Below are 15448 nucleotides of genomic sequence, written 5' to 3' on the forward strand. Positions count from 1 at the left end.
ATCAAAGCGTAACCATGGAGCTCATTTTTTAATAAAGCGTGTCTGAAGATGAAACTTCTAAAAATGAATTTGATCTTTATATTCATCAATGATCGATAACCATGCACGAGTTGCAGGATTCATCACTACGGTGGAATTCCATGCCATATTTAAGTTCCAACGCAAGCTGGGTTGTTCCACTAGACTGACGCTGAATTTTGCGCGATCTAACTGTTCACAATAAATTTGCGGCAATAAAGCAATACCGACACCTGACTCGACCATTTTGGCAATAAAGTCCCACTGACTACTTTTGCATAACACTTTGGGTTCAAAACCAGCCACCATCGCCGCATCTAGAATCACATGATTTAAAGTAAAGGTGTCCGCATATAGTAGAAAGGATTCTTCTTGAAGTTCAGCAAACTGCACCACATCGCGCTTTCTCCACTGTGAATCGTAGTTGGAAAGCAAACACAACGGTGAATCGATAATTTGAATGCCTTGAATGCTGGGTTTTAACTCGCCCAATAAAATCCCAACGTCAATTTTTTTGGCCAAAATGGCTTCTTCAATGCCTGTTGCACCGACTTCTAAAAAGTTCAATTCAATGTTGGGATACAATTTGTGAAATTTAACGATTAAGGAACTCAGCAGTACTGAACCTAAAGGTGGTAAACCCAATCTCAGCACACCTTGTTTCAGCCCACGAATTTGATCTGCTGCTTCAAAGATCTGTTGCTCCTGCTGCAAAATCTGCACGGCATGTAGATAAACTTGTTCTCCCATATAGGTCAGTTTGACTTCTCGCTTGCGCCCTGCTTCACCTTTATGAAATAGAGGCAGTCCTATCTCGTCTTCTAATTGTTTTAAAGATTTACTAATAGTGGGTTGAGTCACCGATAGTTCCTCCGCAGCAAGACTAAAACTGTGACTTTTCACCAGCTGCACAAATATTTTTAGCGCTTTAAAATCCAAAATTATTCCAATTAAGCATAATTATTATTTTATTATTCATAATTACACGATCAGGTCAAACTTAAAATAGCACCAACAACTTATACCCTGTGGTCTTCCAATGCGTTCGTTCAAATTGCCTTATCGTTCTACTCTTCAAGTAGCTTTGCTGATTGGGATTTGGTATCTCGGAACGCTGATACAAGTCGCCCTGTCTTTACCGATATCAGGTGGGGTCGTGGGTCTAACGCTTTTACTTATTTCTCTGTTAGCGGGTGTATTTAAGCTAGACTGGATTAAGTCAGGTTCGGATCTACTTTTAGCTGAACTGTTGTTGTTTTTTATTCCTTGTATTATTGGGTTAATTAAATATAAACATCTTTTTCTTACCCAAGGTTGGCAACTGGTTTTATCTATTGTCCTTGGAACCATTTGCGTGATGACCTGCACTGCCTACTGTGTTTTCTTGGGCTTTAAGCTTGAAGCCAAGTTTCAAAAAAAGCCCAAGCAGTCACATCAGTTGAAAAGTCACATTTAAGGTACGATCATGCATATTCATTTCGTTGCCTTGATCTGTTTTATCGGAACGGTACTGGCCTATCTTTGGGGTAAAAAGTTTTATCAGAAACACCCGTATGTATTGCTCTCACCAGCGGTTTTTATTCCCTGTCTGATTATTTTATGTCTGGTGTTTTTCAACATTCAGTATGACAACTATATGTATTACAGCAAATGGTTAGTCTGGATGTTAGGTCCTGCAACGGTCGCATTTGCCATCCCGATCTATGAATATCGCAAAGTCATTCAACAGCATGCTTTTTCGATTGCTTTGGGCATTATCATGGGTATGTTGGTTGGCGTAGTCAGCTCTTTTTACTTGGCACGTTTATTCCATTTCGATGCTGCAACCAGTTATAGTTTGATGAGCCGCTCTATCTCTACCCCTTTTGCCATGGAAGTCACACAAGCCGTCGGAGGCTCAGTCGAGCTGGTGATTTTATTTACTGTGATTACGGGGATCGTTGGTGGACTCTTGGCTAACAGCGTATTACTTGTTCTAAAACTGGATTCTAAATTTGCTCAAGGTGCGTCCTTGGGTAGTGCCGCACATGGTTTTGGTACCAGTACTGCGTTCAGACGTCATAAAGAAGAAGGTGTCGCGGCCTGTCTCAGTATGGTTTTGGCAGGTATCTTTATGGTTCTTTTTGGCCCAAGTTTAATTCACGCTGTTGTTTATCTTCTTAGTTAATCCTCTTCGATCAAGGATCTCATGCCACACTACTGAGATCCTTGTTGGCTTGTATATGTTTAAAGCTAAAGTACATCATCAGCCCCGTCATCAACGCCAATAAAAAATAATAGGGTAAATGTTGATTCCATTGATATAAGCCTGTACTTAGTAAAGGTGCAAAAACGAAACTCAGTGCTTGCGTAGCTGTGCATAAACTGGCAATTTTAGTTTGTAGCGTGGCTGGTGCGGTTTGGGCTGCCCCCGTGGTAAAAGCTGGAATTAAACAGGCCACGGCGATACCATAAAAAATATAAGCTGCTTGGAAAGTCCAAATCTGACTGGCACTCAGTGAAAGTAATAAACCTAAAACCATCGTCACAAGACCGATCCAAAGTAATTGTTTAATTGACCATTTAAACCATTTTGAAATCGCCAGTTGCATCAAAACCAGTGCTATCCCCACAATCAATGAACACTGAGAAAAATACATTGCACTTTGGTAGGTATCAAAATGGAATCGATCTTGGATATAAAAACCCGCAGTTAAATTCAGGGTAACAATAGCGACATATAAGCTAAAGCCCAGCAATAACCAAATCCCTAACTTTGACCATTGCAGCTTTTCTGTAGACACGTCTTGTAATTTAGCCGTGGTTTCGTCCCGTTCTTGTGTCTGTGATGCTTGCTTCCCTTGAAAGCCCAGTACAATCCAAGCCGCCATACCTGTTAAAATAGCCACTGCACCCCACAACGGTGTCAACATGCTCCATGTCAGCAATAATGTCGTCGCTAAAGGACCTATCACCACGCCTAAACTGTTCAGCGCGCCAAACTTCGCCATATTCTGGCTACGTTCCTGTTCACTGTGAAAAGCCGTCATGACATAACTCTGCAGCGCAATTTGTGGCATCGCCATAAAAAAGCCAGTACTGGCACGGGTCAATATCAATAAACTAAACAAAGCAGCAAATGAAATGGCATAACTCAGCCCATAACTGAGTACCGCCGCAAATAAGCCCCAAGTGATCGCCATACCGATAAAACCGATACTTAACAATTGATAAATGCTGAATTTTTGAGTTTGTTTAGAAATATAAATAGCTGAAATGGCCATCACCAAAGCACCAGCCGAAACCAACGCTCCACCTTGCAGTTCCGTCAGCCCCAGTTGCCGAATAAACGGTGCCAGTAAAGGTAAAATCATCGAAAAACAAGCGCCATTGGCAAGGCTGCCTGCAATAAAGATTTTGTTATTGCTATTCATTTTATTATTTAAACCATTTCTTAAGGCGAGATTACAAAGCAAAGAGGTAGCTGAACGCTACCTCTGGTTGTGCAATTAGTATTTTAATGTGTAGCTCAAACCATAGGTTCGACCTTGAGCTGGTAAGCTTGAAATAGCACCATAAACTGACTCCACCGCTTGACTATAGACTGATTTGTAGTCCGTATTCCAAACGTTATATACACCAAATCCGACCGTACCTGGACCTGCTTTGGCATTGGCTATGACGTCCATTGTTGCGAAACCTTTGATTTCAGCAGGAACCGTTGAACCGTACTTTACAGCATCTTTTTTGGCTTTATCAGTACCACCAATAGCAAGAGCTTGAACGCGCAGGCTCATGTCATTGTTAAACTGCCACTCAGAAAATGCCGTGCCTTTCAGTGGTGCAACACGGATTGCATCTAGCTCTTGCCACTTTCCTGCGGTATTTTTAAACTGTCCGCGGGTGTAAGCCATAGTTCCACCCACTGTCCAATTTGGCTGCAGTCGATATGACAGATTTCCTTCAACACCATAAACGCGCTCATCGGTATCTAGTACTTCAATCGTGTAGTTGGGACGGCCAAACTTTAAACTTTTATCTGAGTCATTATAGAAAGTGGTGACACTTGCATTTAAACCGTTTTCAGCTTGTACACGCCATCCCAGCTCATAATTATTGACTTTAATTGGATCAATAGTTTGACTATTCACAGTAAAACTTGCGGGTACATCACGAAGCATACGTTGAATGTCTGGTAGACTTGAGCCCTGAGAAAAGTTTGCGAAAACTTGTTGAGCATCCGTCAAATGATATACAGCACCAAGATTAAATAATGTTGCATCATGTTTGATCGTACCACCATTTAAAGCAACTGGTGTATATGTTGGAATAGCATCTGCAACCATCGCTTCACTGTAAGGAATCGAGTCCTGAACTTCACTATCAATACGCTCATGACGAATGCCAGCTTGTAGATTTAAGTGATCCGTAACATCGAATTGTGTTTGTAAGAAAAGACCAAATTTCGACGTATCAACATCTGGACCAAAGGCATATTCATTTTGTGGATCGAGTGTCAAACCATTACTCGCCATAAAGGTTCCAAGATTATATTGTTGTGCAGTCTGAGAACCTTGCTCAAAATCATAATCCATACCATAAGTTAGGTTCAGACTACGGCTACCCAGATCAAAGGCTTTTTGTAAAGCAAGTCGAGCGCCCCATACATCAATATCAGTTTCAGATTGCGTTACGATATATGTACCACCACTTGGAATTGCAGAATGTGCTAAATAATTTGCACTTGGATAAAAACGCCCTGTTTCTGAACGATAATAAGCTTCCGCATTTAATATCTGCCCTAACACATCTTGATGCTCATATTGCAGATTAAAGTTCGAACGTTTGGTTCTTGGCTGAGTATCGAGATCTAAACCTTTTACAGCATTTAAAGTCGGCTCCGCACCAAACAGGACGGCTAAGCCTGTACCATAATCAGGACCATACTCACTATCTTGCTCATCATTATAATATTGCGCACCAAAGCTTAGCTTTTGATTGTCAGTAAATTGCCAACTTAGACGACCATTCACATCGACAGTTTCTGTATCTTGACGATCCGTCTGGGCAACCTCAGGTCCAATACGATCACCGTGACTATCTTGAAATTCGCCACGTTTGTTATAACTCGCACCCAAATAACCACTTACATTACCTTGATTAAAGGCAACCGATTGGAATGCTTCATATGCCATAGCATCGCTACGGATATTATCACCCGACGTCACACCGAGTTTAGATTCAAAGCTCAGTGCATCATCACTACCTTTTTTGGTAATGATATTGATAATACCGCCTGTCGCACCTGCACCATAGATACTACTGGCACCTGATACCACTTCGATACGTTCAATCGAATTTGGGCTGATGCTATTCAACTGACGTGAGCTATCACGAGAACCTGTCTGAGGTACACCGTCAATCATGTATTGCACTGCACGACCACGCATGGTCATCCCATAGTTACTGGTTGTACCTGAACTTGGTGTCAATGAAGGAATTAAAAAGCCAATAATGTCAGCAGTTGAACGACCTGCATTGGCCTGTTTTTCAATTTCAGCTTGATCAATGCTATAAACGGTGCCCGCAATGTCTGCAATACTCTTTGCAGAGCGGGTTGCTGTCACCACAATCGGTGCGAGTTGTGTGGTTTCTTTTTGTTGGGCTTCAACACTGCTCGTCTGACTTGCTGAATTTGTTACAACGTTATCTTGAGCATATAACTGTGTACATACAGCCAGTGTTAAACAAGTCAACTGCATAGGTAACATAAAACGGTTCATTTCTTTTTCCTTTTATTAAATTTCTTGATTCAACAGTTTTTGTTGAGTTTTTTGATGACGTGTAATGATATATTGGCTCAGTAGTACACTGACTACAGACGCAACCGCCAACACCACATAAAAATTGCCATAGCCAAGTGCTTTGGCTAAAAAACCCGATGCGGCTCCCCCGATGAAATAAACCAACAGTTCAAAGCACACCAAGATGGTGAAATCAGTGCCTGCCTGTTCTTTGGAACTGCTTTGCATGAAATAGGCATATAACGAAGTCATCGCGACATAACGAATCGCAAGCATAACAATGACAAATCCCCCCAAGAGCAGATGCCACTGGTTTAACCAACCCAAAATAATGGCTGCGCCAATCACCCCATACAATGCTGTTCGGCACCACCCTACCCAAATGAGCAACTGTGTAGCCTGAATTTTTTTCAATAAAAATGCAGCACTCACAGCAGCCAACAAACCAACACCTGCTCCTATCACAGACATCAGCACCCCAATTTGGGCAAGCGTCCATTTCTGGTCAATCAGCATTGGATTGAGCATCGCCATTGCTGGTGCTTCTACCACGCGATAACACAGGATCAGTGCCAAGGCAGATAAAATTTCAGGGCGTTTAAAAGCACGGACTAAGCTTGGAGCTTGTTTGGCAATATTTGTCTGTTCGTTTGCATTTTCTTGAATATAAAAAACAGCAAACATCGTTAAAGCGGTCATGAGCGCTAAACATACCAATGCGCTTTCCCAGCCATAGTACTGGTATAGCCACAGTGTAGCTGCGCCCCCCAACATACTCCCCAAAGCGACCCCTATACTCTGAGCCATACTGCCTAGGCGATACTCAGACGCTGAAAAGGTTTCTACGGTATAACCATCTATGGCAATGTCTTGGGTCGCCGCAAAGCTTGAAATCCACAAGCCAATCACAACAAACACCACCAGTCCGTAAGAGAACTGGGTAAAGGCCAAGGCCAATACTCCAAGTACCAGTGCTACTTGTGTAAAGAGCAGCCATGTTTTTCGTTTACCTAAATTTTTGATATAGAGTCGGTCAATGAGTGGTGCCCATAAAAACTTAAACGCCCATGGAATATAAAGCAGCGACAGCATTCCAATCCAACGTAAGTCTACCCCCTGATGTCGCAAAATAGCGGGCAATGCCACATTGTAAAAATACAAAGGCAAGGCATGTGCCAGATATAAAACAATGACAACGGCTAAGCTCAAAGCTGAGATTTGGCGTGTTGCTCTTTGTGTATTTAGGTTTTGCATATCCACCTCTGCACTGCCCATTGCAGTGCATCAGAATGATCAAGTGTGACGTAGTAAGGCACCCGCCATGCAGCATGCAGTGAAGGTGTATTCAGTCGTTGTTGATCGGTTGGGTCTTGTGCAATTCGAACCAAACCCAAGCAGTATTGAAAAAAAAGTTGTTTGTATTTTTTGTACCAAACCGCTTGCAGTTGACGGTATTCCTCAGGAAATTCCGTACCGACATCGGTTTGCATGACCAAAACAAAGTGCTGTTTCTTTAAGAAAAAACGTTCGACTTGGCTAAGCCATTGTTCAAATTCGGCGACAGTGACATGCGCCGAAAAGCGCATGTCCATGATTTGTATATGTTCTGAGCTATAGCTCATGTAAGTTCCTCAGTCCTATTGAGTGGGTTATGGTTTTGCATAAATGCATTTGAATCAGCTAAATACCCTCCAAATTTTTCATAGAATTTTTGTTTAAAGCAGTAATACAACATGGCCGTTTTTTCAGGCATCGGGATCAAGCGCTGCGCCTCATAGCACATTTCTTCGACCACTGCGGCATAGGGTTTAACCGTATGGTCAGGCTCCCCGACAATTTTGTCGGAAGGTGCATTTTCAAAAATATAGAAACCTAATAGCCGCATTACTGGACGCAAGTAGCCTTTACCAAAAGCCGACTTTTCACCAAACAGTAAGTGCCACCCAAGGTCTAAATCATCACCATCGTAATAACGTCCTAGACGGTCACGCTTACCTTCATAGATTTCGGTATAACCCACATCCTGTCCATCCACCCCAACGATCAACAAACGGTGATGGTCATCGGCCAGCATTTTTTCAAAATACACCGCGAGATCAATTTCAGACTTATTCAGCTGCCACTGTGGAATAACATGAGGCTCATGCATCCATTTATGTAGCAGTGCTAAGTCCTGCGGATACTGTACTTGGCGCAAGTAAAATTGCGTCTCATTCTCATAGTATTCGTAAAAATCGGGAAGTTGCTGTGAAAGTGTGTTCATGTGGAAGCCTGCTATTTTTGAGTGTTTTATGATGCGATACGCTTTGTCGTTGTCTCGTCAGTTGACTTAGATACCTGCTCTGACCAGCGTTTTAAGGTTTCAGGACTGACAGGATTGGCAATTGGATCTAAAAATACCGGGACAGGACGTTCTGCTTCATCGTTATAACTTGTGGTAAATAGACGCACTCGGTTTAAACAAATTTTTTCAAATTCGGCTCTAAACACGGCAAATTTTTCAATACGTTCTGCCAACTCTGGATGCGCCTGATGGAAAACATCAATGACCGATGAAATGGTCTGCCAAAATTCAACTTCGCTATGCTCAGGGTAGTCTTGTAGAAATACATTACAGATATAGCGGTAATGCACCATAAACAGTCCAGTGAAAATAAAATGGCTGAGTTCATGCGCAGGATGACGCAGTAAAATTTGCCCTTCGATAGGTAAACTGGCCAATTCTGGAAAGTCTTCATCAACCAAATTGACATCATCAATAAAGTCTTTCAGCACCATTTTCTGCGGTACGCCATTGGCATGAATGAGCATGGTGTTTTCCCCATGTGGAGAAAAAGCCAAGCCATATTTGTATAAGCAGATTAAGAGTGGAGTGACCGATACCTCGGCAAAGCGTTTTAACCAATGTAATGGACTCAAACCCGACGCCTGAATCAACACGGCTAATATCGACTGTCCGTTGATGTCTCGATGTAATAAAGCCGCTTGAGAAAGTGCCTGTTCACCTGTTCCAATCACTGGGTCTACACTTTCACGCCACAAACATCCAAACAGTTCTTTAAACTGATACGGCGCGCCTTCAATCTGATCAAAACAAGGCTGATGAATGGTCAAAGTTGCCACTTCACCTAAGAATGCAACGCCTGACTGTTTCAAGTCTGAATCTTGAGATTGAATCTGCTTTAACCAAGCTGTGACGGCCGGAGCTGCTAAGTTTCGTTTAGACGGCAACCCACGATACACCGCAGTATTGAAGATACTGACAGGTAATTTGACATAATGACGCTCAGGCTGACTGATATTGCAAAGCGTTCGAATCGACTGCATAGGTACATAGTCATCTTGCCCAACGCCTAATTCAATAATGCGCTGATCCACGATTTCATTGGCATAGGTTGGCACTAACCATTGATGCCACTGCCATGCATGTACTGGAATAAGGAAATAATCACGACAAGAGCAGCCTCTCTCATGTAACTGTTGTTCAAAGCTCTCTAACTCTTCTGCATCCAACTCATATTGATAAAGTCTCCCTGCTTGCCACTCCTCAGTAGAACGGAACTCTGCCAAATCACGATGCACTGCGAGCCACAGCACTTTGACCGTTGGCGAAAGTTCTGGAGCGGCACTTAAGTAGTCGTCATAACCAAAACCCATACGACCTTTGCTCATAATCAACCACGGATGACCGCGGAGCATACCTTCAATTTCATGATGCGATGCAGTTAATGCTGCTTCACTGCTTAAACGACGTTCATCAAATAAGTGCGCCTCGGCTAACCATGTATTGTTCATTTCTTTGATGAGATATGCCTTAGTAAAAGGCTTAACTTCGGTTTGATTTGAAAACGCGCGAATAAAAGTATGTAAGTTCCATGCAGGCAGGTCTTCAGCCACACTCAACTCACGTACTGAACCCTCCTCAATCTGCCAATGTCCCAATAAATAGTTTTGTGCTTTAAAAGTATAGGTTTGATCATCCAACGTCAGCTGGTAACGATTGTCCTTTAAATGGGCCACTTGAATAATTTCTTCATATAAAAATTCAGCAATCGCCATTTCAATTAAACGCTGTCCTGCCAAGCGCCACTGTTTCTGATTCACTTGAAGTTGTGCAAAGCTCATATGATTTTCTCGAATGTATAAGGCTGCATAGAGGGATGTGACCCTGTTTGTATTTTGCGCTGCTCAATATTTTTTGATTTAGGAATCGATGGTACTAAAGCCACTGCCCGTGTAATGGATGTATCATGTTGCACATACATTTCAGGGTTCTGCTCAGCGCTGAAATGCTGAAACGTCTGTTCATTACTGTCCAGCTCATACAGCTGATAACCTAGTAGTTGATTGGCAATGGTCGCAGCACGAAAAGCGCCTAAACCTAAATCAGGTGTACCTACGCCATGACTGTGCATTTCTTGGTTTTGCACATAAATTTCACCCATTGCTGTATGCTGCAAGCGATAGTCTTGGCTCACTTTCCAACGCCCCGCTTGATCTGTTGTAATCAAGGGCTTTAAGTATTTTAAAAATGAAAACTCAGGGCTGTAATAACCTGTAGATGCCACTACAAAATCAACATCCATATAAAAACGTTGCTCGGTTACGGTATGTTCAAGGCTCAAGCGAATCTGCTGACTTTCCACTAACTCAGCATTAAGCAACTGAATTTGTGCATGCAAATGTGTTGCTTGTGTAGCAGAGGCAATACTACGGTGGTAAAGTTTTTGGTAAATCTCACGTATGGTTTTGGCACTAATACCTTTGTACAGCAAGCTTTGATCTTTCAACTGCGCTGCTTTTTGTGTTTCTGAAAGTCTATAAAAATGTTGGGTATAGTTCGGACTAAAATGTTCCAAGCCCAATGGTGCATATTCCATCGGGAAAAAGCCATTGGAACGCGTCAGCCAATGCAGCTTAAAGTTAGCCGTTGGTACACAGTCATGTTGATACTGCTGATCGAACAAATCTAAAAAGACTTCAGCAGAAGACTGACCTGAACCTAAAACTACGACATTGCCTTTGAGCTTGTCTTTTTTATGGGTTAAGTACTCTGCCGAATGAATGCACTTTTCAGGGACTTGTTGTTGTAACTTACGCAGACATTCAGGCAAATAAGGCTGGTTGCCCGAACCAATCACCAAGTTTCGACACAAGTAACGAATAAAACGGCCACCTTGCTCAACCACCACCTCAAAACCTTCGCTTTTGGCATAAATGGCCTTCACCGTCGATTGGTACTGTATATGACCCAGTTGATCTGCCACCCACTGGCAATAATGGTTATATTCACGGCGCGGAATATGAGGCTGCTCAAGGAAGTAGAACTTATATAAGCGCTGCTGTGATTTTAGGTAATTCAAAAAACTCAACGGACTGGTCGGATCGACCATCGACACCAAATCCGCCATGAATGGAACTTGCAAGACCGTATTGGGAAGTTGCATACCTGCATGCCAGTCGAACTGCGCTTTTTTTTCAAAAAATAGATAGTGCAATTCTGTCTTTTCATGCAATAAACTGGCAAGGCTTAAGTTAAATGGCCCAAGGCCAATCGCAATAAAATCAAGCATAGAGAGCATCCTCTTGTTTGATATACAGCGGATTGGCTAACTGAATATAGACAGACTGATTTTCAACGGGTGCAATCAATTCATCCAGTTCATATAAACGGGTCAGTAAGTTACCCTTATAAGGCAGCGTCGGTTGATACAACAGACTTTGAATCAAACTACTGTCTGGGTATTGTTTCAACAGGTCAAAGAGGTGTTGCTGTAAAACAGACAGTAAATCTTGCTCACTGACAAAACCTGTTGCACCGATGGCATTGATGATGCCAAACAAGGTATTGCCAAAGAAATAATAACTAAAGCGCTCATCGACAAAAGTCTTTGAACCTACCGCATGGGCTTTATCATACAGTTCTGGAAATTGTTGTAAAATTTCACCAGCAAGTTCTTCAATATAGTAAAAACCTTGATTATCCCTTAGCCAAAGCAGCTGTGGCCAACCATCTTTTAACTCGACCAAGACATTTTGCTGATGCGACTCAAAGGCCATACCATAACGATGGTAGACGTACATGAGTGGACTCAGACTGATGTTTAAAAAGGTCTTAAACCAATCTTGAGCGATTTGTGCTTTATCATTTAACTTTTGTTGAGAAGCAATTTGATCAAATAATGCATTAAAACGATTACGTTCTTCTACGGGATGATCCTGACACAATGAAGCAATACACGTGACTTGCTGTTCGGGGGTAAACGGCTGATCACGCACAATACAAATCGTTTCATCGATGATTTCACCATCCAACTGAAGAGCAATCCATGCGGGATCATTCACTGCTTTTAGAGTTGGACATTGTTTTAAAATATCTCGACCCAATTCACTGTGCCAAAGCCGATGGGTCATTTCACCGCGGTGACATTCTTTTGCTAAATTGACGCGAATAGAGTTGGTAATCATCACTGAAAGCGAAGGTTTCAGCATCCACGGCGCATTAAAACTCGCCAAAGTACGTACAGAAGTGGTTGGTGAAAATATCCATGCTTTTTCGCCCAAATCGATGATTTTCAGTTTAGCCTTTAAACTTTTAAACCATGCTTTACTTTGTAAATAGCGGGCTTGCCATGGATGCAGTGGTAGCAGTTTGTAATGTGCATATGCAGCTAAGGTTTCAAGTTCCGATTCAGACAAATGCCATTTGATTTCTTGTTTAAGTTGTATTGAAAAAGCCTGCTCAAGCGCTGTTCCTTCTGCAATATATTCAGGTGCCACCAGCCAATAATGCAGCTGGGTCTGACCACAAGCTTCAGGTGAATATTTTTGCCAGTCCTCATGGACAAAACCTGTTCGGCTTTTCGGTGCAGGATGCATGCTATGACCTAAAATCAAAGCCTGTTCAGACTCTATAAAACTTTGCTTAGCCTGTACGAGCGCATCAAATCCCACTGCCCGAATATTTAAAAACTGTTGTAATGCATCACGACTTTGAATCCAACGCTCAACCAAGGATGCTGCATCAACATGGCCTTCGGATTGTTGCACTAACTCTTCGAGTAGCAAACTGACCATTGCTGCAGCGCTAAAGTTAAGCTTTTGGCCTTTTTGAAAAATTTGCGGTAAAGCCGCAATACGATGTCGCCCAACACGACTGACATAACTTAACGGAACAAAAAGCTGTGCTTGGATTAAACTAAGCGGCAAAGATAACAGCGTCAAACCTTGGCTAAACGCGAGTTGAGTTGAATTTTGTTGATACTTCTCAAACAGGCTTGCCTTGCCTGTTTCTTGTGAGTATGCATTGACAAGATGCTGCATCGCCAAGCGATTGGCTAGCTCTTTCATCTGACCATTTCCTCTTTTTAAAGCTTATTCCAAGCTCATTTCATGTAATTATGTTTCTTAAAGGTGTTCACGTTGGCCAACGCTGCAAAAGCATGTTAATGGTAATTATTATCATTTGTCTTTGCAATTTTGTTTAATTTTGAAAATATACGCACGACACCAACATATATTATTGTTTTTTAATACTTTTAAAAATTTAATCAGTTTTTCTAATAAAGCCTATATAAAATTACACCATAGCTTTAAATGATAGTTTATGAATTTATAATTGATTCGAACTATAAAATTTCCCTATATTTCATAAGGAAAAGCCCATTCAGTCACCTGAATGGGCTTTCATTTGTGCTCAAATTAATACTAAAAAGAACTTAAGACTAAATTAATATAGATAAATAAAGCAGCGAAGACGTCACTGCTCTTTATTGATCCAGTACATCTGCAAAAGTGGCTGAAAGCACTTTTGCTAAATCCTGCGGTTTTAAACCGATATCTAAGCCGCGCTTCCCCCCACTGACATAGAGTTTTTCCAACTGTACTGCGCTTTGGTCAATCACGGTTTTTAACCTTTTTTTCTGTCCAACAGGACTAATCCCACCGACCAAATAACCTGTCAGTCGTTCTGCATCTTTAGGGTCGGACATTTTTAGTTTTTTTGCCCCCACTGCCTGTGCAATTTTTTTTAAATTTAACTGATGATGTACAGGAAGAATCGCAACAAAATAGTTTTTTTCGTCGGTCACCAACAGTGTTTTAAACACCTCTTCGACACGTAGATTTAATTTTTCCGCGGCTTCAAGCCCAAAACTTTTTGCATTGGCATCATGTTCATATTCATGAATAGAAAAATCGATTTTATTGGCTTTTAAAAGTTTGGTTGCAGGTGTCATTTCTGTTCAATATTTTCACAACATACTCGGCATTATATGCCTATTCAAAAAGAAAGTTTAGCAGTACGACTATCATGATCATCGAACTTACAGGCACTCAACGAATCAATAGCTGTAAGTTCGATGTCAACTATGTATGCAGCTTGTTATCGCTGAAATATCACAGTTTAGTCAGCACTTAATCCAAATTTCTTAAAGATTTGAGCACGGCGCTTTGGCAAAATATTGGCTTTGGTCAAATCACCTTCGTAGTGATCAAACACTCGTTGATCCATCATTTTAAACCACAGCTTTGGAATTAACGCTGGAATTAACATGGTGGCATAACCACTCGGTAGCTCAGGGGCTTCATCAAAATGTCTTAAGGCCTGAAATGGGCGGGTTGGATAGGCATGATGATCTGAATGGCGTTGTAACTGGTATAAAAATAAATTGGTCACAATGTTGTTATTATTCCAGCTGTGTTCAGGCATGGTTCGCGCATAACTTCCATCTTCTTTTTGGCTACGCTTTAAACCATAGTGTTCAATATAATTAATAATTTCAAACAGACTCACGCCATAAAATGCTTGTGTCACCAGATATGGCGTCACTTTTTTACCAAACAATTTCAACATGGCTGCATGAAAACCAGCACTCATCGCCCATCCATGAAACAGTTCATTTTCTTTGGAGAAGAAAGACAGCCCTTTTCGTTTTAGGCGTTTATGTTCAATTTCAACAGCCGACTTCAACCCACCGAAAACGGTACGCGGCCAAAACTCATAAAAAGTCTCGCCCATTTTCGATGAAGCAGGATCTTCTGGCGTCGCAGCACGTTTATGATGCCCATAAGGGTGCTCAATGCGGAAATGATTGTAGACCAACGGCGCTAAAGTCATGTGTGACCAATAATGATCTGATTTTTTAGGACGGTGACACAGCTCATGTGCTGTATTCACTGCTACTCCATTAATTGCCCCCATGGAGACACCCAATAATATTTGGTCAAGCATCGATACATTTTGGCGGGTCACTACATAACCTGCAAACAGGTTGGCTGCCATTTGTAGCGGAATGAACAATTTCACAATACGGTCATAGTACGGGTCATTTACCAAGACCTTAATTTCATCATCCGAAGGATTATTTTCATCTGCACCGACCAGACCATCTACCGCAGGAATAATGACATGCAGTAACAGCGGCCCACCCAAAGCGAAGATTTTCTTGGTGGGTTTCGGGCCAAAATGATAGCCCGCTAAAATGCCCATGCCAATCACAGGAAGCCCAGGACTCAATAACCAGCCAAAACGCTTTTTATCGATCCCTGCTGCATTTTTGACGACCACGCTAGCATTCGTCATTTTCACTGATGCATTCATTACCATTCTTCCAATTTTCTTGTTATGCCTTTATATTTCTAGAAAT

Annotated in this window: 13 protein-coding genes; 2 read left to right on the forward strand and 11 right to left on the reverse strand. The window is 41.8% G+C overall.

The window, feature by feature from the left end; translation table 11 throughout:
- Positions 1–57: 57 nt before the first annotated feature.
- Positions 58–957 (reverse strand): LysR substrate-binding domain-containing protein, encoded by a 900-nt coding sequence (locus JZ787_RS16165; protein ID WP_148826153.1) that lies wholly within the window; start codon positions 955–957, stop codon positions 58–60.
- A 100-nt stretch (positions 958–1057) separates the two neighbouring features.
- Here JZ787_RS16165 and JZ787_RS16170 point away from each other — a divergent pair, with 100 nt between their 5' ends.
- Positions 1058–1474 carry a CidA/LrgA family protein gene (locus JZ787_RS16170; RefSeq protein WP_125280176.1) on the forward strand — a complete coding sequence of 139 codons (417 nt, stop codon included), beginning with the start codon at positions 1058–1060 and terminating at the stop codon, positions 1472–1474.
- 9 nt (positions 1475–1483) lie between these two features.
- Complete coding sequence (locus JZ787_RS16175; RefSeq protein ID WP_346312843.1) at positions 1484–2185, forward strand: LrgB family protein; 702 nt, start codon at positions 1484–1486, stop codon at positions 2183–2185.
- Between the two features lie 19 nt (positions 2186–2204).
- On the opposite strand, the gene JZ787_RS16180 is transcribed toward JZ787_RS16175, so the two are convergent.
- The 10 genes from JZ787_RS16180 to JZ787_RS16225 all read right to left on the reverse strand — a co-directional run bounded on the left by JZ787_RS16180 (position 2205) and on the right by JZ787_RS16225 (position 15402).
- On the reverse strand, positions 2205–3431 hold the full coding sequence (locus JZ787_RS16180; protein ID WP_346312844.1) for an MFS transporter: 1227 nt from the start codon (positions 3429–3431) through the stop codon (positions 2205–2207).
- A 75-nt stretch (positions 3432–3506) separates the two neighbouring features.
- Positions 3507–5780, reverse strand: coding sequence for a TonB-dependent receptor (locus JZ787_RS16185; RefSeq protein WP_168159692.1), 2274 nt, complete (start codon positions 5778–5780; stop codon positions 3507–3509).
- A 15-nt stretch (positions 5781–5795) separates the two neighbouring features.
- Positions 5796–7055, reverse strand: coding sequence for an MFS transporter (locus JZ787_RS16190; protein WP_346312845.1), 1260 nt, complete (start codon positions 7053–7055; stop codon positions 5796–5798).
- On the reverse strand, positions 7043–7423 hold the full coding sequence (locus JZ787_RS16195; RefSeq protein ID WP_148826158.1) for a hypothetical protein: 381 nt from the start codon (positions 7421–7423) through the stop codon (positions 7043–7045). The genes JZ787_RS16190 and JZ787_RS16195 overlap by 13 nt, the downstream gene beginning before the upstream one ends.
- Entirely contained in the window at positions 7420–8064 is a 645-nt protein-coding gene (locus JZ787_RS16200; protein WP_346312846.1) for a GNAT family N-acetyltransferase, read from the reverse strand. The genes JZ787_RS16195 and JZ787_RS16200 overlap by 4 nt, the downstream gene beginning before the upstream one ends.
- Positions 8065–8090: 26 nt before the next feature.
- Complete coding sequence (locus JZ787_RS16205) at positions 8091–9926, reverse strand: IucA/IucC family protein (protein WP_346312847.1); 1836 nt, start codon at positions 9924–9926, stop codon at positions 8091–8093.
- A complete protein-coding gene (locus tag JZ787_RS16210; protein WP_346312848.1) occupies positions 9923–11374 on the reverse strand; it encodes a SidA/IucD/PvdA family monooxygenase in 1452 nt (483 codons plus the stop codon). Before JZ787_RS16210 ends, JZ787_RS16205 begins: the two co-directional genes overlap by 4 nt.
- Entirely contained in the window at positions 11367–13151 is a 1785-nt protein-coding gene (locus tag JZ787_RS16215) for an IucA/IucC family protein (protein WP_346312849.1), read from the reverse strand. The genes JZ787_RS16210 and JZ787_RS16215 overlap by 8 nt, the downstream gene beginning before the upstream one ends.
- Positions 13152–13570: 419 nt before the next feature.
- The gene (gene ybaK, locus JZ787_RS16220) at positions 13571–14038 is read right to left on the reverse strand and encodes a Cys-tRNA(Pro) deacylase (protein ID WP_346312850.1); all 468 of its coding nucleotides are present in this window, start codon (positions 14036–14038) and stop codon (positions 13571–13573) included.
- 167 nt (positions 14039–14205) lie between these two features.
- Positions 14206–15402, reverse strand: coding sequence for an alkane 1-monooxygenase (locus JZ787_RS16225; RefSeq protein WP_279691411.1), 1197 nt, complete (start codon positions 15400–15402; stop codon positions 14206–14208).
- Positions 15403–15448 lie beyond the last annotated feature (46 nt).

It is taken from the genome of Acinetobacter sp. BWR-L5 (genome assembly GCF_039655985.1).
GTDB lineage: Bacteria > Pseudomonadota > Gammaproteobacteria > Pseudomonadales > Moraxellaceae > Acinetobacter > Acinetobacter johnsonii.

Excerpts from the sequence above, each read along its gene's own strand:
- JZ787_RS16225 (WP_279691411.1), bottom strand. The coding sequence starts at position 15,402 with ATGAATGCATCAGTGAAAATGACGAATGCTAGCGTGGTCGTCAAAAAT.
- JZ787_RS16210 (WP_346312848.1), bottom strand. The coding sequence starts at position 11,374 with ATGCTTGATTTTATTGCGATTGGCCTTGGGCCATTTAACTTAAGCCTT.
- JZ787_RS16190 (WP_346312845.1), bottom strand. The coding sequence starts at position 7,055 with ATGCAAAACCTAAATACACAAAGAGCAACACGCCAAATCTCAGCTTTG.
- JZ787_RS16170 (WP_125280176.1), top strand. The coding sequence starts at position 1,058 with ATGCGTTCGTTCAAATTGCCTTATCGTTCTACTCTTCAAGTAGCTTTG.
- JZ787_RS16215 (WP_346312849.1), bottom strand. The coding sequence starts at position 13,151 with ATGAAAGAGCTAGCCAATCGCTTGGCGATGCAGCATCTTGTCAATGCA.
- JZ787_RS16175 (WP_346312843.1), top strand. The coding sequence starts at position 1,484 with ATGCATATTCATTTCGTTGCCTTGATCTGTTTTATCGGAACGGTACTG.
- JZ787_RS16180 (WP_346312844.1), bottom strand. The coding sequence starts at position 3,431 with ATGAATAGCAATAACAAAATCTTTATTGCAGGCAGCCTTGCCAATGGC.
- JZ787_RS16200 (WP_346312846.1), bottom strand. The coding sequence starts at position 8,064 with ATGAACACACTTTCACAGCAACTTCCCGATTTTTACGAATACTATGAG.
- JZ787_RS16185 (WP_168159692.1), bottom strand. The coding sequence starts at position 5,780 with ATGAACCGTTTTATGTTACCTATGCAGTTGACTTGTTTAACACTGGCT.
- JZ787_RS16205 (WP_346312847.1), bottom strand. The coding sequence starts at position 9,926 with ATGAGCTTTGCACAACTTCAAGTGAATCAGAAACAGTGGCGCTTGGCA.
- JZ787_RS16195 (WP_148826158.1), bottom strand. The coding sequence starts at position 7,423 with ATGAGCTATAGCTCAGAACATATACAAATCATGGACATGCGCTTTTCG.
- ybaK (WP_346312850.1), bottom strand. The coding sequence starts at position 14,038 with ATGACACCTGCAACCAAACTTTTAAAAGCCAATAAAATCGATTTTTCT.